The organism is Microcoleus sp. B4-C2, from assembly GCF_036705265.1.
GTDB lineage: Bacteria > Cyanobacteriota > Cyanobacteriia > Cyanobacteriales > Microcoleaceae > Microcoleus.
Genome location: NZ_JAUBUB010000032.1, coordinates 25,290 through 50,910, shown reverse-complemented (window position 1 = coordinate 50,910; position 25,621 = coordinate 25,290). Strand labels below are relative to the sequence as shown.

Annotated in this window: 12 protein-coding genes; 5 read left to right on the top strand and 7 right to left on the bottom strand. The window is 45.4% G+C overall.

The window, feature by feature from the left end:
• Positions 1-99: 99 nt before the first annotated feature.
• The 3 genes from QUB20_RS12195 to QUB20_RS12185 form a co-directional block, all read right to left on the bottom strand.
• Entirely contained in the window at positions 100-375 is a 276-nt protein-coding gene (locus QUB20_RS12195; RefSeq protein WP_333246287.1) for a hypothetical protein, read from the bottom strand.
• A gap of 262 nt (positions 376-637) precedes the next feature.
• Positions 638-4,684: an amino acid adenylation domain-containing protein gene (locus tag QUB20_RS12190; RefSeq protein ID WP_333246289.1), complete on the bottom strand. Its 4,047-nt coding sequence runs from the start codon at positions 4,682-4,684 to the stop codon at positions 638-640.
• A gap of 37 nt (positions 4,685-4,721) precedes the next feature.
• Positions 4,722-10,028 carry an amino acid adenylation domain-containing protein gene (locus QUB20_RS12185; protein ID WP_333246291.1) on the bottom strand — a complete coding sequence of 1,769 codons (5,307 nt, stop codon included), beginning with the start codon at positions 10,026-10,028 and terminating at the stop codon, positions 4,722-4,724.
• A 152-nt stretch (positions 10,029-10,180) separates the two neighbouring features.
• Between QUB20_RS12185 and QUB20_RS12180 the strand changes: the two genes are divergently transcribed.
• The 4 genes from QUB20_RS12180 (at position 10,181) to QUB20_RS12165 (ending at position 15,100) form a co-directional block, all read left to right on the top strand.
• A complete protein-coding gene (locus tag QUB20_RS12180; RefSeq protein ID WP_333246294.1) occupies positions 10,181-11,290 on the top strand; it encodes an alpha/beta hydrolase in 1,110 nt (369 codons plus the stop codon).
• Between the two features lie 725 nt (positions 11,291-12,015).
• Positions 12,016-12,192 carry a hypothetical protein gene (locus QUB20_RS12175; protein WP_333246296.1) on the top strand — a complete coding sequence of 59 codons (177 nt, stop codon included), beginning with the start codon at positions 12,016-12,018 and terminating at the stop codon, positions 12,190-12,192.
• A 455-nt stretch (positions 12,193-12,647) separates the two neighbouring features.
• Positions 12,648-14,243: an AAA family ATPase gene (locus QUB20_RS12170; RefSeq protein WP_333246298.1), complete on the top strand. Its 1,596-nt coding sequence runs from the start codon at positions 12,648-12,650 to the stop codon at positions 14,241-14,243.
• On the top strand, positions 14,240-15,100 hold the full coding sequence (locus tag QUB20_RS12165) for a hypothetical protein (protein WP_333246300.1): 861 nt from the start codon (positions 14,240-14,242) through the stop codon (positions 15,098-15,100). Before QUB20_RS12170 ends, QUB20_RS12165 begins: the two co-directional genes overlap by 4 nt.
• A 449-nt stretch (positions 15,101-15,549) precedes the next feature.
• Here the strand turns inward: QUB20_RS12165 and QUB20_RS12160 are convergent, their stop codons facing one another.
• The 3 genes from QUB20_RS12160 to QUB20_RS12150 form a co-directional block, all read right to left on the bottom strand.
• Positions 15,550-15,732, bottom strand: coding sequence for an SDR family oxidoreductase (locus QUB20_RS12160; protein WP_333149533.1), 183 nt, complete (start codon positions 15,730-15,732; stop codon positions 15,550-15,552).
• Positions 15,733-15,806: 74 nt separating this feature from the next.
• On the bottom strand, positions 15,807-16,904 hold the full coding sequence (locus QUB20_RS12155; protein WP_333246302.1) for a HAMP domain-containing sensor histidine kinase: 1,098 nt from the start codon (positions 16,902-16,904) through the stop codon (positions 15,807-15,809).
• A 379-nt stretch (positions 16,905-17,283) separates the two neighbouring features.
• Positions 17,284-20,619 (bottom strand): amino acid adenylation domain-containing protein, encoded by a 3,336-nt coding sequence (locus tag QUB20_RS12150; RefSeq protein ID WP_333246304.1) that lies wholly within the window; start codon positions 20,617-20,619, stop codon positions 17,284-17,286.
• 820 nt (positions 20,620-21,439) lie between these two features.
• On the opposite strand from QUB20_RS12150, the gene QUB20_RS12145 reads away from it, so the two are divergent.
• Positions 21,440-23,215, top strand: a complete 1,776-nt coding sequence (locus QUB20_RS12145; protein WP_333242736.1) for a DMT family transporter — start codon at positions 21,440-21,442, stop codon at positions 23,213-23,215.
• 76 nt (positions 23,216-23,291) lie between these two features.
• Here the strand turns inward: QUB20_RS12145 and QUB20_RS12140 are convergent, their stop codons facing one another.
• Complete coding sequence (locus tag QUB20_RS12140; RefSeq protein ID WP_333246307.1) at positions 23,292-25,286, bottom strand: bifunctional serine/threonine-protein kinase/formylglycine-generating enzyme family protein; 1,995 nt, start codon at positions 25,284-25,286, stop codon at positions 23,292-23,294.
• Between the last annotated feature and the right edge of the window lie 335 nt (positions 25,287-25,621).

The window sequence follows — 25,621 nt, the reverse complement described above, 5'->3', positions numbered from 1 at the left end:
GAAGAATTGGAGGTAGATTGGGATTTACTGTTGGGTGGGGGCGGGTTTACGAGATGATTGGTCTTAGGCCGAGATTATTGGTAAAACCCGCCCCTACATTCAAATGTCAACAGACTCATCCTTCTGATTGCCTCGGTTGGGATAAACTCGCGAAGGCAAAAGTTTCCAAGCCCCAGCATCTGCACCCCAGTTGCGAAAAATCTTCACAGACGCGAAAATTTTAGCGAAACGCCAATTATAGCAACGCTTCCAGTCAGGAGGCCACTGGGCGGTTTCGTCAGCGGCTTGCAAAGCTCTGACTTCAGCTTCGAGTGCTGCGGCGTGGCGCTGCATGATGATTTCTAGTTGCAAAAAGTGTTCTTCGGGCGATCGCAATTTTTTGACATCCTAACTACAAGGGTGATAAGCTGTTGCGGCATTTAAATTATATGTTAAAGAACAATCAAACTCTTGTGGGGAGTAGGGGTTGGGCGTCCCGCCCGCCCTGAATATACAATTTAAATGCGCGACAGCTTAGACATCTCCAGAAAAGCCAGCTTTGAACAGGCAAGATGCCTGTTCCACAAGAATTATTGGAGATGTCTAATAGTAATTTCCCACATCAAACCCGGTTTCGACGCACAAGCACGCGGGCCGCTCAATCAATTAATTCCTCCTCCAAGCAATGCTTCAGCTTTTGAGCCAGCACCTCAACGTTAGGCTTTCTCAGCATAGTCAGATGATTCCCAGGAACTCTAATCACCTCTACTCTTTGGGTCGTTAATTCACTCCAGCCAAGAGTCGGATCTTGATGATTCATGCTTAGCTTTTCCCTTGATCTAAAAAGAGTAATTCGCTGCGGATAAATTTTCGGTACATAGCTGAGAGTTGCTTGACTGTTAGCCTGAAATACAGTAAACATCGAAGGAATTGCCAGCTCGCGCCAGCTTCTTTCTTTTGACTCCTGAGATAGGATGCTAACCATAACAGCCTGTTTCCAATTCCAGCGATGCAAAAAATTAGCTGCCAAATTAAGCATCTTATTTAATGTCGGAAATTTGGCAAAAATACCGCCACTGTGAATATTTTCAGCAGCAGCCACCAAACGAAAATAATCTACTATAAAAGGCCAGATAGAGCGCGAAACAGTAGTTAGTATAAACTTGCAACCGTCCCAAAAAGAAGGTTTGTTAGCAGAAATCGGCGCTAAAGTATCCAGCACAGCAAGCAAAGCCACTTCATCCCCCGCTGCGAGCAACTGTTGAGCCATCTCAAAAGCAACCAAACCTCCAAAAGACCAGCCTCCTAAAAAATAAGGCCCTTTTGGTTGAACGGTACGCAAGGCTGCGATGTAGTCAGCCGCCATGTCTTCAATGCTAGTTAACGGAGAGCTTTCGCCGTCAATACCCTTTGGTTGCAGCCCGTAAAACGGTTGATTTTCTCCTAGCCCAAAGGCTAACTCGACATAAGGAAATACGACGCCAAAGATGGGATGGACGCAGAAGAACGGGGAATTTTTACCGCGAGGTTTAATTGCAACTAAAGGCGACCATTCCAGAGATTTTGTTTCTGAATATAGCAAATCGGCTAAACCTTCAATTGTCGGATTTAAAAAAAGAGCAGATAGCGGCAACTCGCGCTGAAATTGCTGGTTAATCTCATTGATGAGGCGGATTGCCAGCAGGGAATCTCCACCCAAATCGAAGAAGTTATCGCGAATGCCAACGCACTGTGCGTTAAGGATTGTGGCCCAAATTTTGGCGAGGGTTGACTCGGTTGGTGTGCGAGGTGCAATGCAGCTTTTATCTATTGAATTGCTAGTTAGAGTTCCCGGTACAGGTAGGCGCAGGCGGTCGATTTTGCCATTGGGAGTTAGGGGCAGAAAATCCATCGCCACAAAAGCACTGGGAATCATGTAATTGGGCAGTTGTTGTTTGAGGAAATGACGTATTTCATCGGGGTTAAGAATCGGGTGATTGGCGACAACATAAGCAACTAGGCGCTTATTCCCAGACAAATCATCCACAGCAACCGCCGCTGTTTCTTTGACGGCTGGATGCTGAACCAGCAGCGCTTCAATTTCTCCCAATTCTATTCGATAACCGCGAATTTTTACCTGTTCGTCAGTGCGCCCTAAAAACTCAATATTGCCGTCGGGAAAATAGCGCGCTAAGTCACCAGTTTTATAAATTCGTTCTCCTGCTTTCTGGCTAAACGGATTAGCAATAAATCGCTGGGCGGTTAATTCGGGGCGGTTCAGGTAGCCTCGCGCCAATCCGCTGCCGCCGATGTATAATTCACCGGGAATGCCAACGGGTACAGGCTGTAAATTTTCATCTAAAATATAGAGTTGAGTGTTAGCTATTGGGCGGCCGATGGGCGGTTTTTTGCTATCGCCAATTTCGGCAAAACTTGACCATACTGTCGCTTCTGTAGGGCCGTAAGCGTTAAAAAATCTGCGCCTGGAAGCCCAGCGTTTAACAATCTCCGGGGAACAGGATTCGCCAGCACAAATGATTGTTTGCAGTGCGGGAAGTTCGGCGTTTGGAAGGACAGCTAGCAGCGAGGGCGGGAGGGTAGCGTGGGTAATAGCATTGTCCTGCAAAAATTCGATTAATGTTTGTCCGGGCAACAAAGATTCTTTCTTGGCACAGTAAAGTGTTGATCCGGTTCCCAAGGCCATGGCAATCTCAAAAATTGAGGCATCAAAACTCAGGGATGCGAATTGCAAAATGCGGTGATTTGAGTTTAAGTTAAAAGCTTCTATTTGAGCTAGGGCTAAGTTGTAGAGTCCCCGATGTTCGATTAAAACGCCTTTGGGTTTTCCGGTTGAACCAGATGTGTAAATGACGTAGGCTAGGTTTTCTGGTAGGATATTTGTAGTTGGGTTTTCTGGGCTTTGTCGGGCGATAATTTCTCTGTCGGAGTCCAAACATACTACTGAAAAAACTCCGTAATTTTCCGGCTGCGTCAAGTTTTTTGCAAGGTGCTGCTGAGTTACCAAAATCGACACCTGAGCATCTTCTAACATGAAGTTAAGTCGCTCTTGAGGATAAGTTGGATCTAAAGGCAGGTAGGCTGCGCCTGCTTTGATAATGCCTAGCAATCCGACGATCGCATCTAAGGAACGTTCTACACAAAGGCCCACTAAAACTTCTGGTGCTGCTCCCAATTGCTGCAAGTAACGTGCAAGTTGGTTGGCTCGGCTGTTGAGTTGGCGGTAGGTTAACTGCTGGTTTTCAAAGACGGCGGCGACAGCATCGGGCGTTAGCGCGACTCGCTCTTCAAATAGCTGATGGAAACACTGGTTTTGCGGATAATCTCTCTGAGTGTCATTCCAATCGATTAATAATTGCTGGTATTCTGGCGCTGTCAGCAAAGCCAAGTCGCTGAGGTGCTGTTTGGAATTGGCAACAATGGCTTCGAGTAGCGTTTGGAAATGTCCCGCCATGCGCGCAATTGTGCCGCTATCAAATAAATCTGTGCTGTAAACAAATTGCCCTTGAATACTTCCTGCATTTTCCCACAAGTGGCACTCTAAATCAAGCTTGGCGGTTCCTGCGTCAAAGTCGATCGCCTCTCCAACGATTCCCGGCAATTCTAGCGCTGCTACAGGAGTGTTTTGCAGGCTGAAACTAACTTGAAATAGGGGGTTGCGGCTCAACTCGCGATCGGGGTGCAATTCCTCAACCAACTTCTCGAAGGGCAAATCTTGGTGGGCGTAGGCTGCCATTGCGACGTTTTTTACCCGATGCAATAGTTCCCGAAAAGTTGGGTTTCCTGATAAATCTGCACGCAGCACTAAACTGTTGACAAAAAAACCGATTAATGCTTCTATTTCGCTCAGGTTGCGATTGGCGATCGGCGTTCCTACTGCAATATCTACTTGTCCTGTATAGCGGTACAGCAAAGTTTGAAAAGCGGCTAGTAGAGTGATAAATAAAGTCGCGCTTTCTTGCTGGCTCAATGACTTTAGCGCCTCGCTCAAAGCAGGTGATAGTGTTATAAATTGTTTAGCGCCGCGGTAGGATGGAACGGCTGGTCTTTGCCTGTCGGTTGGTAGATTGAGTGTGGTAATTCCGTTTAACTGCTGCCGCCAATAAGCTAACTGGGTTTCTAATACTTCGCCCTGCAACCATTCGTGCTGCCATTCTGCAAAGTCGGCGTACTGTACGGGCAGTGCTGGTAAGTGCGAGATCCCATTTTTTACAAATGCTGTGTAGAGCGTTCCCAGCTCTCGAATTAGCACTCCAATCGACCAACCATCAGCCACAATATGATGTAAATTCAGCAACAATATATGTTCTGTTTCACTGAGTTGTAACAGCGTTACTTTGAATAACGGCCCAGTGGCTAAATCGAAAGGGCATTGCGCTGCATCGGTTGCGAATTGCAGCGCTGCGGTTTCTTGCTGAGTTGGCGATAGATTTTGTAAGTCGATTGTGGGGAGGGATACGGTTAGAATGGGAGCAATAATTTGTACGAGTTCCCCTTCCAAAATCGTAAAAGTGGTGCGTAAAGTTTCGTGCCGCTGCACAATTTCGTTGAAGGTTTGCTCTAAGGATCTTAAGTTGAGAAAACCTGTTAAGCGGAGTGCTGTTGAGACATTGTAGAAAGGATTGTCCGGTGCTAATTGATTGAGGAACCAAAGCCGCTGCTGGGCAAACGAGGCGGGAAAGACAAAGACTTCTGTTTCTTGCTGCATATTTATCGAAATTGCACCCGTTCTACCGCCCTAATTTTTATTTACTTTCTTGATTAAAAGATGATAGCTTCATCCGCCGACTGTCCCGAGAAATCGCCACTAAAGCAGGAGCTTTAATATTAGCATCGCTCTCTTTTAAATTCTCCACAATCTTAGATAATTCTGCAATTGTCGGCGCTTCAAAAACCCGGCGCAAAGGTAACTCTACCGCGAAAGCATCTCGCACTCTCGAAACAAGCTGAGTCGCCAGCAGCGAATGGCCTCCTAATTCAAAGAAATTGTCCCGGATACCCACTCGCTTTATCCCCAAAACCTCAGCCCAAATTTTCACTAAAACTTCCTCAATAGAAGTATGAGGCGCAACATAACCGCCAGCCCATTCTAACTTAATTGGCTCCGGTACAGGCAAAGCGAGGCGATCGACCTTTCCGTTAGCCGTCACAGGTAGCGACTCCAGCACCACAAAAGCCGACGGAACCATATATTCCGGCAGTTTTTCTGCTAGATAAGCCTGCAACTGTGGCACTAATTTACGCGCTGCTTTAGCTTGTAAGGGATTGTTAGCATAAGAGCGCCAAGGACGCAAGTTATCGCTTCTAGTTTCTCGCACAAAATCTCTGGTTTCGCCCCGTGAAAACACTACATCGTAGCGCCCTTGACTGTCGGAATTAGACCAACTAATATTAACATTATACGGAACTTCCAAAGCATACCACGCTTCGGGATCTACTCCTAAATCCTCGACTTTTTCCACGGCTTTCTGCAACTGACCTGCTGTGGGAAATTTATCGACAACAGACAGCAATTCTGCCGCCTTAACTGCTGCCATTACCCGCGCATTAGGCACATTAGCAATTCTTAAAACATCGAGTTGATTTTGCAATAATATTTCTTGCACCTTGGTAACAGTCAGATTCTGATTTTCAGCCGACCAATCCAGCCGTTTTGATCCCCCCTGCCCCCCTTGAAAAGGGGGGTTCTGAAGCTGTGTTTTGTCATAAAAGTTAGAGACACTTCTTAGCCCCCCTTCATAAGGGGGGTTGGGGGGATCTGTTTCAGACGCAATATGCAGAATAGCATTGTACCGAAAATCAGTTAACTCATTGTGGTAACTACCGCGAATTAATTGAATTTCTACGCCACAAATCTGCGGAAAGCGCTGCTTTAATGCGCTAAAAAAATCTGGTTCAATAACTAACTCTGTTTCTTGAAAAATTTGCATTTGTACTCGCTGATGCAACTGTTCGCCCGCGAGAGAAGGTTCGGCTTGATACAGTTGTACCGAAGCGTGAAAAGCTGCCAGCAACGGCAAGCTGCGGACATCTCCGATGAATATAAAGCCGCCGGGAGCAGTTGCTTTCACCGCACCTTCTAGCACCTGCACGAGATAGTCGATATTCGGGAAATATTGCACGACAGAGTTGAGAATTACTGCGTCAAAAGCTGCTGTCTCTACTCCTTCAAAGTCTGTCGCCATTTTCTGAAGCAGCGTTACATTAGTTAACTCTTGATTTGCCAAGTGCTGCCGAATATAGTTGAGCGAAATAGGTGAAAAGTCTGTTCCGCAATATTGAGTGCAGCGAGAGGCAATTTGGAACAGCAACAAACCTGTGCCGCAGCCAATTTCTAACACTCGGCTAGGCTGCAAAGCTAAAATTTGGGCGGCTTGATTGTTCGCCCAGTCGCGCATCTCTTCTGCTGGGATTGGCTGATTAGTATAACTGCTATTCCAGCCGACAATATTAAATGTAGGATCTGAGTCAACAGCAGGTTGATTGTAAGTTTCATTGTAGAGCATTTGCCACTGGAAAACTTGTTCGTCCTGCAATTGCATTATTTGGTTTTTTTCGCTAGCACTACTATATTCTGGATTCAGGGCAATATAAGCTACTAAACGTTTATCTCCCTGTCCATCTTCGGAAGTTGTTACTACAGTTTGCTGAACCGCCGGATGTTGAGTTAATACTGTCTCGATTTCTCCTAATTCGATGCGGAAACCGCGAATTTTTACTTGTTCGTCAATGCGTCCTAAAAATTCAAGGTTGCGATCGCCTCTGTAGCGCACTAAGTCGCCGGTTTTGTAAATTCGCTCTCCTGAATTTGGTTTCAACTGAGATGTTGCACCATTATCGAGAACAGGCAAGATGCCTGTTCCACAAGAGATGAATTTTGTTGTGGAACAGGCATCTTGCCTGTTCCTAAACAAGTCATTGAGAATGGTGCCTGAATTTGGTTTAAAAGGATTGGAAATAAATCTTTCTGCGGTTAAATCGGGGCGGTTGAGGTAGCCGCGAGCGAGTCCGTTTCCGCCGATGTACAATTCGCCAACAACGCCGATCGCCACTGGCTGCAAATATTTGTCTAATATGTAGATTTGAGTGTTAGCAATGGGGCGGCCAATTGTCGGGGCGATGTCTGTTTGCTCTGTTGCAGGAATATAACCGGAAGTTGTGACGACGGTGTTCTCGGTTGGGCCGTAATTATTTACTAGCTTAAATGGATGGGATTTTAAAGGATGTTGTTGCAGTTTTTCGCCGCCTGCGAGCAAGATTCGCAACGCTGTATTTTGAGGCCAATCTAATAGCAAAACTTTCTCGGCTAAAGGTGTTGGCAAAAAGCTAATTGTAATTGTTTTTGATACTAACCAGTTTTGCAGTTTTTCAGGATCTCGCCTGATGTCATCTTCTGGAAAGTAGATGCTAGCTCCTGCGGCGAGATAAGGCCAAATTTCCCACCCGCAAGCATCAAAGCCGATCGCTGCAATTTGCGTTGCTCGATCGCCCGCTGACACCCCAAACTCTCTTTGATGCCAAAAAACGAGATTTAACAAGCTCCCGTGCTCAATTTCCACTCCTTTCGGCTTTCCCGTGGAACCGGAGGTGTAAATCGCGTAAACCAGATTTTCGGCTGTGACTGCGCTGGTGGGATTGTCGGCGATTTCTTGGGAAATCATCTCCCAGTCTGTGTCTAGAAAAACAACCCTTGGATGGTGAATTTTATCATCTGACTGTGTTTCTAAATTTTGCACTTCGCCATCATCCACCAGGGAATAAATTCCCTGGCTCATAGCTGAAGTCGGCTGAAGCCGACTGGAAACTTGTCCTCCGACCGTCGTCTTTAGACGACTTTCGCTATTAGACAGGGAATTTATTCCCTGGCGGGTAAGCAATACTGACTGTGTTTCTAAATTTTGCACTTCGCCATCATCCACCAGGGAATAAATTCCCTGGCTCATAGCTGAAGTCGGCTGAAGCCGACTGGAAACTTGTCCTCCGACCGTCGTCTTTAGACGACTTTCGCTATTAGACAGGGAATTTATTCCCTGGCGGGTAAGCAATACTGACACTTGAGCATCTTTTAGCATAAAGCTCGATCGCTCAGCAGGATAGCTCGGATCTAAAATTAGGTAGGCTCCTCCCGCTTTCAGGATACCCAACATCCCCACGATCAGATCGAGCGATCGCCCGCAGCAAAGCCCGACTAAAACTTCCGCCCCAACCCCCATTTTTTGCAGATAACGTGCTAGTTGGTTGCTGCGTAGATTTAGCTCTCGATAGGTGACTCGCTGATCTCCAAATACCAGCGCCACCGCATCCGGTGTCCGATCGGCCTGCATTTCAAATAGCTGATGAATGCACAAATCTTGCGGATAATCCGCCTGAGTGTTGTTGCATTCAACTAACAAATGATAACGCTCTTGGGCGCTCAAATATTGCAAGTTTGCTATGCGCTGTTCGGGATTTGTCACAATGCTTTCTAACAGAGTTTGAAAATGCCCGATCAGGCGCGCAATCGTAGCTTCATCAAATAAATCGGCGCTGTAAATAACCATGCCGCTGATGCCCTCCGAGCTATCAACCCACAGCTTATTGCTGGGCGATTGGTTGCTTCCCGAGCTGTCGGGCGATCGCTCCCACAAATGAAACTCCAAATCAAACCGCGCTGTACCCACATCTAACTGCTGCGGGCTGAGTGTTAATTCTGGCAATTCTAACCGATTCCCCGGCGCGTTTTGCAGCGCAAACGCCACCTGAAATAAGGGATTTTGGTTCAACGCGCGATCGGGGTGCAGTTCTTCTACTAACTTCTCAAACGGCAAATCTTGGTGAGCGTAAGCTCCTAATGCTACCTCTTTGACTCGGTTTAAAAGTTCCCGAAAAGTTGGATTTCCCGACAAATCGGTACGCAACACCAAACTGTTGACAAAAAACCCGATTAATGCTTCTATTTCACTGCGGTTGCGATTGGCGATCGGCGAACCTACAACAATATCTTCTTGCTGCGCGTAATGGTAAAGCAACGTTTTAAAAGCTGCCAGCATTGTCATAAACAGCGTCACTCCTTCGCGCTGGCTCAACGTTTCTAAAGCCTCGCTCAGTTGTTTTGGCAGTTGCAAAAATTGCCTTTTGCCTCGGTAACTTTGAATTGCTGGCCTGGGTCTATCCGCAGGCAAATTTAGCATAGAAATGCCGTTTAACTGCTGCCGCCAGTAAGCAAGCTGCGTTTCTAAAACTTCCCCTTGCAGCCATTCGCGCTGCCATTTTGCAAAATCAGCATACTGGATCGACAAAGCCGGTAAAGGCGAAGGTTTTTCGCTAGCAAATGCCGTGTAAAGTGCGCCTAATTCCTGAATTAGCACTCCGATAGACCAACCATCGGAGACAATGTGGTGCATATTCAGCATTAGTAAATATTCGGCATCATCTAACTGCAATAATGTGACTCGCAGCAACAAGTCATTGGACAAATTGAAAGAGCGTTGAGCTTCCTGGGCCGTGAGCCTGTTTGCTTCAGTTTGTCGAGATTCCTTGGGCAAGTTTCGCAAGTCCACTACATTAATCGGGAGGTGGAAAGCTGCAGCTATTCTCTGAACAGGTTGCCCCGAAACTACTGCTAAAGTCGTGCGTAAAGCTTCGTGGCGGCGCACAATTTCATTGAAGGTTTGTTGCAGCGCCGAAAAATTGAGCGAACCAGTCAAACGCAATGCTGCGGGAACATTATAGAAGGGATTGTTCGGGACTAATTGGTCGAGAAACCACAAGCGCTGCTGTGCAAAGGAAAGCGGTAGATTTCCGTCCCGCCCCCTAGAAACAATCGGTGTAGAAGTTAAACTAGAAGTACGATTAGCTGCTTTTAAAAAAGAAATAATTTCGGCTTTTTTATGAGAAATTTCTGCCCGTAGTTCTGGTGTAATAATTCCTTCGGGAGCGTTGCAGCGCAGGCGCTCGCCCTCAACAAAAATATTAATATCTAGACTGCGAAGGTAAGATAAAAACTCAACTAACTCAACCGTGACAGAATCTCTTGCATTTGGCGATGAACTCGATATTTTTGGATCGGGCATTTTGAGTCATCCTGTGATTACTTTTGCAAATATAAAAGAAATTCTACCAGCGCACAAGTTAAGAGCTTAACTTACCGCTTGCCGACTGTGGTCTAACCTGAGTATGATTCTGTGTGAATCCGCAACCCAAATTCTACCCAAGGTTTCAGCTTATGCCGTTCATGCCCTTCAATTTCCTGTTCCTATGGCTGGTGGGACTGCTGTCCGTCGGGGTACTTGGCGGAGGTATATACATTATTTACGAATGGTACATCGGCGCACTTGTAGGGATTGCCTACTTAGTCAGCGGAGTCTTGATGCTTCTTTGGTCTGTTGGCGGCCGCTTTATCAGTTTGCCACTGTTTCGCCGCCCCGGTGCTGACGAACCGAAGCCGACGCGGACGGGTACGGTGCAGCGGGTAGAGAGGCCTGATGGCACTATTTTACAAGTAGAATTCTACGGCCCAGAGGACGGACAGCCGATTATTCTCTCACATGGTTGGGGGCCGAACAGTATGGTTTGGTATTACGCGAAACGGCAACTAAGCGATCGCTACCGAGTGATTGTTTGGGATCTTCCAGGCCTGGGAAAATCCACTCGACCAAAAAACAGCGACTACTCCCTAGAAAAATTTGCCCGCGATCTTGAAGCCGTCATTGCCATAGCAGGAAATAAACCTGTTATCCTACTCGGACACAGCATCGGCGGCATGATTACTCTAACATTCAGTCGGCTTTTCCCAGAACTTCTCGGTAGTCGAGTAGCTGGTTTAATTCTGGTAAATACGACTTATACTAATCCCGTCAAAACCGCTATTTTTAGCGGTTTATTACGTGCTTTGCAGAAGCCGCTGCTCCAACCTATGCTCTATCTCACCATAGCTCTTGAACCCATTATGTGGGGAATGACTTGGCTGAGCTATCTCAATGGTTCACTGCACATCAGTGTAGAATTATCGGGATTTAAAGGCACGGAAACGCGCGGTCAATTAGAGTTCTCCGCTTTCTTATCAGCCTTGGGTTCTCCCGGCGTTCTCGCTCGCGGCACACTGGGAATGCTCAAATATGACGAAACAAAAACTTTGCCATCAATTGACATTCCTGTGTTGGTGATATGCGGCGATTCAGATATCGCCACTACCCCCCCAGCTAGCCTGCGAATGAAAGCAGAATTACCTCAAGCAGAGCTAGTTACTATACAGAAAGGAGGACACATGGCATTAATCGAGCATAACCAGCAGTTTGCAGATGCTGTCAGGGCATTCTGCACAGAAATTTCGTGATTTTTAGCTGCCGTCAACCTCACTGGTAAAACCTGCCCCACCCAATCCAAAATACAGCAAATAATTCATTCTCCGGGGTGGGTTTTACCAACAATAACAGCCAACAATTAACAATAGACCTCTTGCAAAAGTCTGGAGGCAAAAGAAGCTGCACCAATAAACTCAGCTTAGAATATCAGGTCTTGATAACACTGGAATAGCTGGACTTTATAATTTTGAAATCAATCAAGTTCAAAAGATTCATAATTTTTGGATCGGGCATTTTGAGTCATCCTGTCATTACTTGGGCAAATCAATAAAAGAAATTCCACCGGCGCACAAATTAAGAGCCAGGACTTACGGAAGTGTCACAATTAGTAAGGTGCGTCAGATCCGAAACCCTTGATAATCCGTTTATAATCAAAGTTTGACGCACCCTACAAGTCGATTCGAGCGTGCTATTGCAACTAAGTAGGCTGCGATCGCACCCATCGGGCGGTTACGCGATCGTAAGAAGGCGGCGCGGAGGATCGTCGCAAAAAAAGTGAGGCTATCCTACCTGAACTTCCTGCTCAGTTTGAACCTTTGCTAAAGCCGCTTTGAGATTTGCTTCAATCGACTCCACCTCACCCCAATGCTGGCAGTAAACTAGCAGCTTGCTACCTCTCTGAAGGATGAGATTTTGATTCTAGGTAGCTAGACATCAGGCATTGCTTTCTAAATCTTGGCTTTGAAAAATAGCAGGTGTGTCAAACTGTGTCCAGGAAAGATGGCAGCGCGATCGGCAAGCAGTAGTAGCGCAACATCGCCCCTCGTTCCATAAATTGCTCCATCACCAGCAATCTTTACTGATTACTTTCAAGTATTGCCTTCGCCTGCAAAAGTCCTTGAATATTCGTGCCGCGATCGCTGCTAGCTGTTAAATAGATGGGTTCACCCTTGGAGTTAAAGGATACCCTCGCATCTTTAACATTAAAACCTCGCTGTGGTATGATATACACGAATAGAGCAAGATAGTGATTAGAATGCTGATCAATAATCAAACTGGGATAAATTTAGTGGGTTTGAGCGATCGCCTAGAAATCACGCCTCACAGGAATAGCGATCGCCTACAGCAAACCCTTTCACAGATAGATAATTGAGGCGATCGCCTAAAAATCAAGACTCACAGGAATAGCGATCGCTCACCGCAAACCCTTTAGCAGATAGATAATTGAGGCGATCGCCCAGAAATCACGACTTACAGGAATAGCGATCGCATACCGCAAAACCTTTAGCAGATAGATAATTGAGGCGATCGCGTTTGAATTAGAGTTAAAATCTATAGTAATTTATGGTTAACGCCAAAATTACAATGTAATTGAGTAGGAACCGTATAATGGCACTGACCTTTCAAAAGCTAGAGCTAGGAAGAAGCTTAGACGTTTTTCCAGATCAGGCTCGTAACACGGGTTATCTAAGCCCCAATAATTGGGATGATTACGGTCATAAGACCTTATTTAACCTCACAATCTTTGATGAGCAAGGTAATGAGCAGACTATCGGTAACATTAAAATAGGCTTTGTTGGTCAAGATGGGGGATGGACTCAAGAACAAATTCCAGAGCAATTTGAGGTGTTGCCCGAAAATTTTTATTCTCTTGGTCAGGATGCTGATTACTACAAAAATGTAGTAGAAAAACTTTCTCAAAAAATAACTATTAATGTTCTCACTGCTCTCGGCGATGTTGTAAATGATTCTAATCGCCTTCAACTTGCTGAAAACAAAGGAGCTTTTCAGACTTCTTTACTTAGGTTTGTGAACCGCACGTCCATTGACAATCAGTTCAGAAGAATTCTGCGCCATGAAGCCGAACTAACTGAATATAATTTCTCCTATGAGAAGGAGGCTAATGCTCGTTATTCAGGAATAAGGGTCGAGTTTACTGTTAAGCCAAATACTAAACCTTCTTCTAATATCCATATACTAATTGGTCGTAATGGAGTAGGAAAAACAACCCTGCTGAATAATATGGTTAATGCACTTCTTCCTGAGAAGGGTGCGATAGAGGAAACTGGCTGTTTTTATACTCCATCACAATCGAATGGAACTACAACAATCAATGATGATTACTTTGCTGGTGTTGTTTCTGTTTCATTTAGTGCTTTTGATCCTTTTACTCCTCCCGATGATCAGCCTAATGCTAATGCTGGAATGCGCTACTACTATGTAGGGTTAAAAAAGCGCTTGGATCAACAAGGTCAGGAGACTTTGGGTCTGAAAAATAAAGATGATTTGTGTAGCGATTTTACAAGCAGTCTAAAAATATGTTTTGCGTTAACAGCGAAGAAAGCCCGTTGGATAAATGCGGTTAAGACGTTAGAGTCAGATTTTAATTTTGCTGAAATGGATTTGTGTGACCTTAATAACGTATATGCGGCGGATCAATCCGACAATCAACAGACGTTTTCTGAAAAAGCAACAGCACTTTTCCAACGAATGAGTTCAGGTCACGCCATTGTACTTTTAACCGTTACAAAACTGGTTGAAACGGTCGAAGAAAAAACCTTAGTTCTGCTTGATGAGCCTGAAAGTCATCTTCATCCACCATTATTATCAGCATTTACGCGAGCGTTATCTGATTTGCTGGTTAATCGTAATGGTGTAGCGATTATCGCCACCCATTCGCCAGTGGTGTTACAGGAAGTACCTAAATCCTGCGTTTCGATACTCCGAAGAACTAGGCTTATTACAAATGTTGATAGACCAGAAAGTGAGACATTTGCAGAGAATGTAGGGATTTTAACGCGAGAGGTTTTCGGATTAGAAGTTTCCAAATCTGGATTTCACCACTTATTGGCGAACTCTGTTGCTGAAGGAAAGAGCTACGAAGAAGTAGAACAAGAATATCACGGTCAACTTGGTTTTGAGGGAAAAACTATTTTACGCTCAATGATAATGGTTAGAGATTCGCAATCGGGGGCTATCAAATGAGATATTTAGCTGCACCAAATGACGACCCCCAAACAGTGTACGAAATATGTATCAACAGCATTAAAGATTGTAATTTACGCGCCCGACTCAATAATGTAACTAACAACATTGTTTGTGCAGCAACGGATTACAAGCAAAAGGCTAAGGCTCAACTGCTTTATTCTATTCCCCAAAACAACTGCAGAAATGATGAAATCGCTTTAGGCGAAGTGACTAAAGAGGAACTCAAAGATGTTTACAGCTTACAAATGGTGGGAAGGGCAAAACCAGCAAGGGCGATCTATGACTCGTTGTTATCGCAGTCTCCTTTAGGTAAATGTCCATTTTGTGGCTTTGGTCAAGCTTCTACTTTAGATCATTACTTGCCTAAAGCTAAATATCCTCAATTCTCGGTTCTCCCATTTAATTTAGTACCATCCTGTAAAGATTGTAATACAGGTAAAAGCACGGCAATTGCGACTACAGCAGAAGGGCAAAGCCTGCATCCCTATTTTGATCATCAGAATTTTATTGATGATCAATGGCTCCATGCGGAGGTAATACAAACGATACCTGCAATTATTCGCTTTTTTGTTAAAGCTCCAGAACACTGGGATGATATATCTAAAACACGAGTTCAGTCGCACTTTACAGCCTTTAATTTGGCTTCACGATATTCATTGGAAGCTGGCAATCAACTTGCTTGCCTAAGATATTTGTTAGTTGATTTTCATAAGTTAAGGGGGATAAATGGCATAAGACAACATTTAACTAGAGAAGCCCAGTCTTATTTTTGTCTGCATAGTAATTCTTGGCAAACAGCTATGTTCCAAGCTCTTGTAGCAAGTGATTGGTATTGTGATGGTGGCTTTCAATAATAGATGGTTGGCTTAGTTTTTGAGGTTTGATACGTTATAGGCAATTGCAAAGACAAATAATTGTGAAGCAATCGCCTAAAAATCACGACTCACAGTAATAGCTATCGCAGATTGATTAAACTTGACCGATCGCTTTCACCGCAGCCAGATACCGCTCCTTCACATTTTCGTAGTCTAACTCCTCCGCAATCCCTTCCTGACTACCGCGTTCAATCATATCGGCATGACGCTGTAGTGTGGTTCGGTCTGGTATTCGGTGAGTAAAGGGCGCGATCGCTGATCTTGTAGGTTAAGTGCGATCGCCCAAAACTCACGACTCACAGGAATAGCGATCGCTTTAGGGTGAGTTAATGAAATGTAACGCTCCTTATTTTTGTTTGAACGAAAGCATTCTGTTCGGAAATGTAGGGAGTGAGAGATTTTCCAAGCACATCAAGGTAAAAACTTCGCTACACAATCGATCGCACCACTCCACCCTCAACTCGCAGGGCTGCACCATTAATCGCAGAAGCTAAGGGACTAGCAACAAACGCAACTAACGCAGCAACTTCTGACGTTGAAGCAAATCGCTGAATTAGCGAAGATGGACGCATCTTAGTGCGTAGGTTGGGTTGAGGAACGAAACCCAACATTTTCGCTACAATTTTCCTTAACTGAACCGTATTGTTTTATACCCTATTTTTCTTCTTAGTTTTAATGTCCCGAACTAAAGAAGAATCTTTGATAAATGGATAATAAAGCTTGTCCCCTTGCCCTCTGCACTTTCAACCGCAAGTGTCCCTTTATGGGCTTCAATAATACTCTTTGCTAAAAATAATCCTAATCCCCAGCCGGTTTGTTCCTCAGCACAAATGGTTCGACGAAATTGTTGAAATAGGATGGATTGAGCGTCTAGGGCGATCGGATCGCCTTCATTATGAATAGTAAGGCTGATCTGCGTTTCAGTTTGCTGGAGCGTGAGTGTAATCGGCGTACTAGGCGCACCATATTTCACAGCGTTAATTGCTAAATTTTCAATCACCCGCCGTATTTCTTTACGGCTGCAAAAAGTCCTCATATCAGACTCAGATACTACAACAAACCGATCTCCATACGCAAACCTCAAATCTTCTACCACCTCTTGGACTAGCTTCACAAAATCGCATTCTTCAAATTCAATCTTTAAGCTCTGCCCTGCCCGCAGCCGACTCGCATCCAGCAGATTTTGAATCATCGAATCCAGCCGATTGATCGCACTGAGCATCCTCGCCGCCACATCGACATGGCTGTCTCCTCGTTCAAGCCGCCGCAGAGTTAGTTGAGTTCCCATTTTTACGACATTGATGGGATTTCTGAGATCGTGAGTTAGCGTCACCATAAATAATTCTTGAATATCTCGCAGCGTTTCGGAGAATTGAGTGGCCGCGTCATTAACGGCTTGCTCAATGGAGCCGATAATAATGTCTCTATCCTCCACTCCTAAAGGTGCTTCTTCTTCTAAAACTTGAAATATTACTTGACGGAGGAGGTGATACTCGAAAATTAGGTGAGTCATGGAGTAGTCAGCATACCCCGCCCGTTCCTGCCCATGCAGCTTGCCAATCCGCGTACTTTCTACCTCGTCGGCTGTGATTCGGGCAGATGTCCTGACAATTCTGTTTGAGAGTTCATCTACCAGTTGGTTTAAGTACAGAGGTAGGGAATCTTGCAAGACAAGAGAATTTTGATGCGTTGATGCACCGACTTCATCACGCGCCCGCTTCTCCCACATCCCCATAATTTTTTCAGCATTTTGTTTAAGACGGTCAGACGCTTGGTTGGACATCGTTTATGATTTTCTGGATGAGTGGCTGTTGAGAGAACTTTTTCTCCCTTATTTGTAATGCCCCGCAAGCAGTTTTGCAAGTATATAAGCCGCCTCAGCCTCTAAGGAATGAGAATTAAATAACTTAGAATTTTGATGGTTCTTGTGGGTTGGGCACTCTTAGCCCGTCCAGAAAGGGCGGGCTAAGAGTGCCCAACCCCTACTCCCCACAAACTTGTGTAAATTATTTAATTCGCGATCCTAAAAGGTTAGCAAGTAACAGGTATAAATCTCCTCGTGAAGCAGGCTTGAATATCAGTTCCCATTGCGGTAATTTCTACCGACAGGCAGATGCCAATTCCACAAAACAATTAAAATCCTCCCCAAATTATGTAAGGCCTTAAAATTCCACATCTTCTCGCTCATTTTCGTCTGTTCTGAAAGTATCCAAACCTTTCGCAGCCCAGCGCATTGTTTCAATGTATTTTGCCAGACTCGCCACAGTCGGAGCCTCAAACAAACTGCTGACCGATAACTCGACTTGCAAAGCGTCTCGGATGCGAGAAATCAACTGAGTTGCTAGCAGGGAATGCCCACCTAGTTCAAAGAAATTATCGTAGATACTAACCTGCTGTTTTCCCAAAACTTTAGCCCAAATTTTCCCGATCGCATTTTCGAGATCAGTCCGAGGCGCTACATAATTTTCTGTTATATCCTCGCTGTCTGTATCTATATCAGGCAAGGCGCGGCGGTCTACTTTGCCATTAGGCGTCAGCGGCATATTCTCCAACACTGCATAAGTTGCAGGAACCATATATCCTGGTAACTTTTCTTTCAAAAATTGGCGCAGGTGACTTGATTTTAGATTGTGATTTTCTGATTTTTCATTGATGCCGTCAGGAATAACATAAGCTACCAAATGTTTATCGTCTGGAATGTCTTCCCTCACAATTACTACAGCTTCGCGCACTTGTGGATGCTGGCACAAAGCCGCTTCAATTTCTCCCAATTCGATGCGGTAGCCGCGAATTTTTACTTGGTCGTCAAAGCGGCCTAAAAACTCGATGTTGCCGTCAGCTAAGTAGCGGCCTAAATCACCTGTTTTATAAAGCCTAGAACCAGATTTATTGCTAAAAGGATTAGGAATGAATGCAGCAGCAGTTAAATCTGGCTGGTTGAGGTAGCCTTTCGCCAATCCGTCACCGCCGACGTACAATTGACCTATCACACCGATCGCCACCGGCTGCAAATCCGCATCCAGGATATAAATTTGCGTGTTGGCGATCGGGCGGCCGATGGGGATAGATGTTGCGGTTTCGGGTACGTCTTGCACGCAATAATAAGCCGAAAATGTGGTATTTTCTGTAGGCCCGTAAACGTGAATTAATTGAGTGGTGGGATTTTGTTTGAGAAGTTTTTTAACCCATCTCATATCCACCGCTTCTCCGCCAAACAGCAAGCAGCGCAGCGAATCAAAAGCTTGCGGTAAAACTCTAGCAATTTGTTGAAATAAGGCAGTTGTTAAAAACAAAACTGTGATGCTTTGTTGGCGCATTTCTAAGGCTAAATCGTGAGGCGAAAGGGTAATATTTGTGCTAATTCCCACGAGTTGAGCGCCGTTAAGCAAGGCTCCCCAAATCTCGAATGTGGCTGCATCGAATGAAGCGTTTGATGCTTGGGCCATTTTATCGGTAGGTTCTATTTTTATATAGTTGGTGTTGAGTACCAGCCGATTTACTGCTTTGTGGGTGACAGCAACTCCCTTGGGTTTTCCTGTTGAGCCAGATGTGTAAATAACGTAAGCTAGGTTGTCTGCGGTTGCGGTGTTGGCGGGATTTTCGGCGCTTTCTTTGGCTATGTGTTCCCAGTCGCGATCGAAGTAAATCACCGAGTTTGAGAAGTCTCGGAAATTCTCAATCAATTTATCCTGAATTAGCAAGACTTTAACTTGAGCATCTTCCAGCATCAAGTTTAGCCGATCGCGCGGATAGCTCGGATCTAACGGTAGGTAAGCCCCTCCCGCTTTCAGTATAGCCAACATCCCGACAATAAGGTCGATCGATCGCTCTGCACAAAGCCCCACTAAAACCTCCGCCCCCACGCCCAGTTTTTGTAGGTAGCGCGCCAGTTTGTTGCTGCGACTGTTGAGTTCTCTGTAAGTCAGGTGCTGGCTATCGAAAGTTAGGGCGACATCCTCCAGATGCTGCCGGGCTCGCTCTTCAAATAACTGATGAATGCACTGATTTTGAGGATAATCTGTCCGAGTATCGTTCCATTCTCTGAATAATTGATTCACTTCATCCTCGCTCAATAAAGGTAAGTTAGCGATTCTTTGTTCTGGATTAGCAACAATGCTTTCCAGCAGCGTTTTAAAATGCCTCAGCATTCGGGCGATCGTAACTTCATCAAATAAATCTGTATTGTACACAGCTACGCCTCTCAGGCCTTCCGAATCTTCCCACTGTTCGCCGTATCTGTTCCTAAACTTATCGGAAGCTTCCCACAAATGCAGCTCTAAATCAAAGCGGGTTGTTTGAGTCTCTAAATGAAAAGAACTCAACTTTAATTCGGGCAATTCTAGCTCGTCCACAGGCCCATTTTGCAGCCCGAATACCACCTGAAACAGCGGGTGACGATTCAACGATCGCTCTGGGTGCAATTCCTCGACTAGCTTCTCAAAAGGCAAATCTTGGTGAGCATAAGCTCCCAGGGTTACTTCCCGCACCCGGCCCAAAAAATCTCGAAATGTCGGGTTTCCCGAACAGTCTGTTCGCAGCACTAAAGTATTGACAAAAAAACCGATTAATGCTTCTATTTCGCTGCGGTTGCGATTGGCGATCGGCGAACCTACTACAATATCTTCTTGTTGCGAGTAGCGGTAAAGCAAAGTTTGAAATGCTGCGAGCACTGTCATAAATAAAGTCGCTCCTTCTCGCTGCGATAGCTCTACAAGTGCGTCCTTCAGCTTTTTAGGCAGTTCTAAATATTGAGTTTTCCCCCGATAATTTTGCCTAGCTGGTGCAGGGCGATCGGTCGGCAAATTTAACACAGAAATTCCGTGCAATTGCTGCCGCCAATAAGCTAGCTGAGTTTCTAATACTTCACCTTGCAGCCATTCGCGCTGCCACTCTGCAAAGTCGGCATATTGAAGGGATAATTCTGGTAGAGGAGATGGCTGTTGATTTATAAAGGCTGTATAGATAGCTTCTATTTCTCGAATTAGCACCCCGATCGACCAATCATCAGAGGCTATGTGGTGCATATTTACCAAGAGAATATGCTCGGTTTCTGTCAGCCGCAGGATGGTGACTCGCATCAGCGGCCCGGTGGATAAATTGAAAGGGCGAAGAGATTCTGCCGCAGAGAGTTTTTTGGCTTCTCTTTGCCGTTTTTCTGGCGGCAAATTTTGCAAGTCTAATACTTTTAAATTAGTCTTGAAAGCGGCAGAGATTATCTGCACTGGTTGGCCTGATACCGCTGCAAAAGTGGTTCGCAAAGTTTCGTGTCGCTGCACTATTTCGTTGAAGGTTTGCTCTAAGGCTGTTAAGTTGAGGGAACCAGTTAAGCGCAGTGCTGTTACTACATTATAGAAAGGGTTTTCCGGTGCGAATTGGTCGAGAAACCACAAGCGCTGCTGGGCAAATGATGCCGGAAAGACAAACACTTCGGCTTCTGAGGAAATATTCAGTTTTTCTATATCCTTTGTCAAGGAATTGTCATAAATTTCGGAGGCCATATCTGTTGCTCTTGGGGGATGGGATGTGTTAATTTTTTGATGCGTGGGGGGGATTTTTGACCGACAGCATCCAGGATACAAGCTCGCGGATTCATTCCTTCGCAGACTCAGGACGGAGAAATAAAAAACCTGTATCCGAGAAACTGGCCCCCCGAATTTATCCGTGGGGTCAATGCTTCAATCTAAAATCTAAAATCTAAAATCTAAAATCGATTGAGGGTGCGATCGCCTCTTAAAACTTTCGCGAGCAAAAGATCGGAACCTTTAATATAATAAATCCGGGTGCAGGAGTGCGGGAGAGACGCGGGGAATAGAAACGGGGTTTCTGCCTGCAGGATCAAGTTATCCATTGAGGGGCTAGGAGTGCCACCCCCCAATCAAATTTAGTCGCGGAACGGGATCTTAGGTTTGTGAGTCGGGTGCAATCGGGTGAGTTATATGCGAGAATTACCGGGAGCAATTCGTGGAGAGGTCAAGCTGTATAGCAATCCTCCATGATTTGTGTAATTCTTGTAGGGGCAAACCCCCCGTGGTTGCCCCGCCTTGGCTGGGGTAGGCACTCTTAGCACTACCCCTACATATTTTTACAACTGATTTAGGATTGCTATAGTATGATTTCTAATTGCACAAAGTGTTCTTGGGGGGATTCCCTGCGGGATAGCTTTGCTTCACGCAATTTTCTCACATTTGTAGCTTAGCGACTACTATTGATTCAACAGTGTTCGCAATCTTTTAGAGCCACTCACTAGAACTTGCGACCAGATTTGCCAAAATACTTAAGAACACTGAACGTGCAGTTTAAATTAGAGGTTATAGGCTAATGGCGCAGCGGAACGTATACTCGTCAAAGGACGAGCCAGAGGATACACAATCAGCAGAAGAAGTCCTCCACTCAGTAATGCAAGAACTGGACGCTTTGCATCAAAATGTCAAAGGTCAGTTAAATCAAGACATTACTCGGCTGCAAACTGAAAAAAATCACCTGATTGAAGATATTGAAGACCTCAGAGAGCAATATCGCAAATTGCAGTCTCAGCAAATGGAATCTCTGTCTGGGCGATACATTCAGCAGCAGCAATTGTGGCTGAAGCAGTTGGCTCAAGTTTTGGCTCACAATTTGCAGGATTTGTTGGTGCAGCGGTTCAACGAACTCAGTGCTAATTCGGGAAATTCTCTCAGCAGCCCTATTCCCAGTGGCGAGTTCCCGATACCCTTGCCACCCAGCAACTACGACGAACGGGCCTCGCAGTTGCTGGCGGCGCTGGATGAAAGGATCGATCGCAGTTTCCAGATGCTGGAACAAGATTTAACCAGTTACGAAAGCGAGCTTTCTGTGCGGCTCAACAACATGAAAACCCTGGAACTGCAAGGGGAAGAGCTGTTACAAAATCTCGTAAACCGCATCAGGGAAGAACTCGAAGAAGAAGAAGCATATCTTGAGAATCCTTTCGATGCTCAAGATTCCTATGTCGAGGAATCAACTAATTCTCTTAATTCTGTCCGCCCGCAATTTCTGCAGCCAACACCTGCGGAAACGCCGCGAGAACCGGTGCCCCAGCCTTCTTCAGCGCCTGCTGCAACTGTTAAAGCATCTTCTCAAGTACAGACAGGTTTGGTGCTGGCTTTGTCTTCGGCGGTGGTATTGTCGCTGTTTAATGTTTGTTTGAGAATTCTGATTAAAAGCAAAAATCCTCGGATGGTTTTTGGGTTGTTTGAATTTCCGGGGGTGGTGACTCCTGGTTTTGGAAATTCTTTGTTGATTTTGTTGATGCGACTGATCGTGGTGATGGCTTTGATGCCGATATTGGCGACATTTCTGTATCCTTCTGTGTGGAAAGATATTAGGCGGTTGTTTGAGTCGGGCGATCGAGCTTTGTGGAGTAAGGTTTTAGGAAGCGCATTTTTTCTGTTTTTGTCTCAGGTTTTGATTTATTTGGCGATCGGCAATATTCCAGCCGGGATTGCGATTACGATTTTCTTTATTTACCCGATCGTCACCGTACTAGGTTCTTGGATCTTGTTTGGTTCTCGCCCTAGCAAAGTCGGCTTTTTGGCCATATTCGGGATTACCGCAGGTCTGATTTTAGCTGGGTGGCCGAGTTTTGCGGCCCCAGCTCCGGGCGGCGGCAATGTGGGAGTGGGAGTCGCAGCAGCACTGGCTTCTGGGATTACCTTTGCAGGTTACGTATTGCTGACGCAAATGGCCGCGGGCAAGCTGCACCCAATTCCTTTTAGTTTAGTTAATTTCGCCGCGATTTTTGTATTTTCCTCCCTGAGTTTGTGGGTGCCACTGTCGGAAAATTTTTCTCCTAAAATCGACCCAAATGTTTGGCCTGGTTTGATTTTGGGAGGCGTTGTTTTAGGGGTGCTGACGCTGTTTAGCTATCTTTTGAATAATTTTGCCATCCGGTTCGCGGGGGCGGCATTAGCGTCAGTAATTGGCACTTTGGGGCCGGCAATGACTGCACTCTTCGGTTTTCTAATTATCAATGAGAAGTTGCAGCCTGTGGCAATTCTCGGCATGGCTGTGGTGACGTTGAGCGTGGCTGCTATGAGTGTGGAACGCATAATGGCTCCTCAGAAGAAGGCTAGTTAAGGCAAGAATTTGGGCGATCGTCCATTCAGAAACCCGGTTTCTTGAAGAAACCGGGTTTCTCTGTGCGGAGACAAGATTAAACAACAGAAACAACCACTCGAAAACCCACAATACTAGCCTTACAATCCGGCTGATATCTGAGGCGACACGCGCTGCGACAATTCGGAGGATGATCGTTCCAAGAACCGCCCCGCAACAACCTCAGCGAAGACTCCCCGTCGGACTCCCAAACGCTACCATCCGCAGGCGCACCGTTATAATTATTGTGCCAAGAATCCGCGCACCATTCCCAAACATTTCCGTGGAAATCGTACAATCCAAAAGCATTAGGTTTAAAACTGCCAACATCTGTCGTTTGAAAGCGATAAACTCCCTTCGGCGCGTCAGCGTAATTAGAATTTCCGTTGTAATTTGCTAACTCGCTGGTAATCGTTTCCCCAAAATGAAACGGCCCCGTAGTTTGCCCCCGGCAAGCATATTCCCATTGGGCTTCGCTAGGCAAGCGATAATTCTTACCAGTTTTGCGAGAAAGTCGATCGCAAAACTCCACAGCCTCGTACCAAGATACATTTTCTACAGGTCGATTTGCACCTTTAAAACGGGCAGCATCGGGATTGAGAAACATTTTAATTTCCGGCAGCGCCGCCACTGCTGTCCACTGGGCCTGAGTGACTGGAAATTTGCTAATATAGAAAGAGCCTAAAGTTACTGGGTGCTGCGGTTTTTCGTCGCTGTCACCCCGATCTTTTGGAGAACCCATGAGGAAAGTACCGCCAGGAACAGATACCATTTCCAGCATTGTACTGCTACCAAGATGTTCTTCAAAAAAACGCGCTTGGCCGCTGTTAACATTAGTTGGCTTCCCGCGCTTGTCTACTGTCACCACCTGAAATTCAAAAGTGCTTTTGACAGCGGGAATTCTCTGTGCTGCCTTGTTCGGAGGCGGATTGGTGTTAGATTTTTCCCTCGGATTGACAGAGATATTGCTATTAATTTGCCCGCTTTGATTGAGCGGGGTATTGATGGCAAGTTGTCCTCCCTTTGTCCGAAAAGAATTTAGAGCAAGTTGTCCTCCATTCGCACAATGGGGTTGGGGAGGTAAAGAATAGAGATTTAAAGCTTTGATTACTTCATCAGCAGATTGATATCTATTTTTGAGATAATCTTGAATTAATTTATCTAAAACATTTGCCAACTCGCTGCTGATTTTTGTGCCGGCTGGCAACCGTTCTCTCCACATCCAGCCGCCGTTTATCGGGTCATAAAGGTCATCGGAACCGTCAATTTTTGGCAAACATTGAGTTAGTAGTCTCAGACAAGTTATTCCCAAACTGTACAAATCGCTGCCGGGAAAAACTTGACCGCGCATTTGTTCTACAGGCGAATATCCGGGCGTTCCTACCGTCGTGCCTACTTTGCTCATCAGCGAGCCCGTCACTTGTTTAGAAATGCCGAAATCTATCAAAACTAACTCTCCCCGGCCTCCCCTTCGGAAAGCTGAATTCCGAAAATTTCCCGCCTTTGGTAGGGAGGAGTTAACAGAGGTGCGCCGCCGCATGATATTCTCAAGTTTGATGTCTCGGTGAATGACATTGCGATCGTGCACAAATTTCAAAATCGGCAGTACATCTGCCAACAACTGCCAAATTTTTTCTTCGCTAAAAACGCCCTGCTGAGTTAATTCTGCTAGTAAAGTTTGCCCCTCAATCAACTCTTGTACTAAATAAAGTCGCTTGTCTTGTTCAAAATAAGCAATTAATCGAGGAATTTGGGGATGTTCGCCGAGTTCGTAAAGTCGTTTCGCTTCTTCTTTAAACAATTGTGCGGCTTTTTCAAGTGCTGAGGTTCCTTGAAATTGGGGTACAAACTGCTTAATTACGCAGGGATCGTCCATGCGATCCGTATCTACCGCTTCGTAAGTTCTGCCAAATCCCCCTTCGCCCAACAGTCGAATCACGCGGTAGCGGTTTCTGAAGAGAGGCGTGAGGTCGGACTTGCCGCAACTTTGACAAAATTTAGAGTTGTCTGGATTGAAAGGATTAGAACATCTGGGATTAGAACAGTAGAACATATCTGGGAAGAAATGATCCGGTTAAGATGATGATATATCTTTTTGGCTTCCTCCAGGAAGACTAGCAATTCATAATTAATTATTGACAATTGACGGTAGGGAGGGCATTACCCCCCGCTTGTGTAGCCCCAAGGGAGAAAGTAGAAGGCAGAATTTAAAACGCCAATTAATCCAAATAAAGTGATTTGAGGGCAAAAAATGCCAGCCTTATCGACCGATTTTACCAACCCGCTTACCGCCGATATTCGTCTGGGGATCTTGGTAATTGCTTTACAGAATCCAGTATAGTACAACTTGGCGATCGCCCAAACCAAAAAGCGATCGCACTCAAAGAA

Bases quoted from the DNA above. Each gene is read 5' to 3' on its own strand.
- QUB20_RS12180 (WP_333246294.1), top strand. From the start codon at position 10,181: ATGCCGTTCATGCCCTTCAATTTCCTGTTCCTATGGCTGGTGGGACTG.
- QUB20_RS12170 (WP_333246298.1), top strand. From the start codon at position 12,648: ATGGCACTGACCTTTCAAAAGCTAGAGCTAGGAAGAAGCTTAGACGTT.
- QUB20_RS12185 (WP_333246291.1), bottom strand. From the start codon at position 10,028: ATGCCCGATCCAAAAATATCGAGTTCATCGCCAAATGCAAGAGATTCT.
- QUB20_RS12140 (WP_333246307.1), bottom strand. From the start codon at position 25,286: ATGTTCTACTGTTCTAATCCCAGATGTTCTAATCCTTTCAATCCAGAC.
- QUB20_RS12160 (WP_333149533.1), bottom strand. From the start codon at position 15,732: ATGTTGGGTTTCGTTCCTCAACCCAACCTACGCACTAAGATGCGTCCA.
- QUB20_RS12145 (WP_333242736.1), top strand. From the start codon at position 21,440: ATGGCGCAGCGGAACGTATACTCGTCAAAGGACGAGCCAGAGGATACA.
- QUB20_RS12190 (WP_333246289.1), bottom strand. From the start codon at position 4,684: ATGCAGCAAGAAACAGAAGTCTTTGTCTTTCCCGCCTCGTTTGCCCAG.
- QUB20_RS12155 (WP_333246302.1), bottom strand. From the start codon at position 16,904: ATGTCCAACCAAGCGTCTGACCGTCTTAAACAAAATGCTGAAAAAATT.
- QUB20_RS12165 (WP_333246300.1), top strand. From the start codon at position 14,240: ATGAGATATTTAGCTGCACCAAATGACGACCCCCAAACAGTGTACGAA.
- QUB20_RS12150 (WP_333246304.1), bottom strand. From the start codon at position 20,619: ATGGCCTCCGAAATTTATGACAATTCCTTGACAAAGGATATAGAAAAA.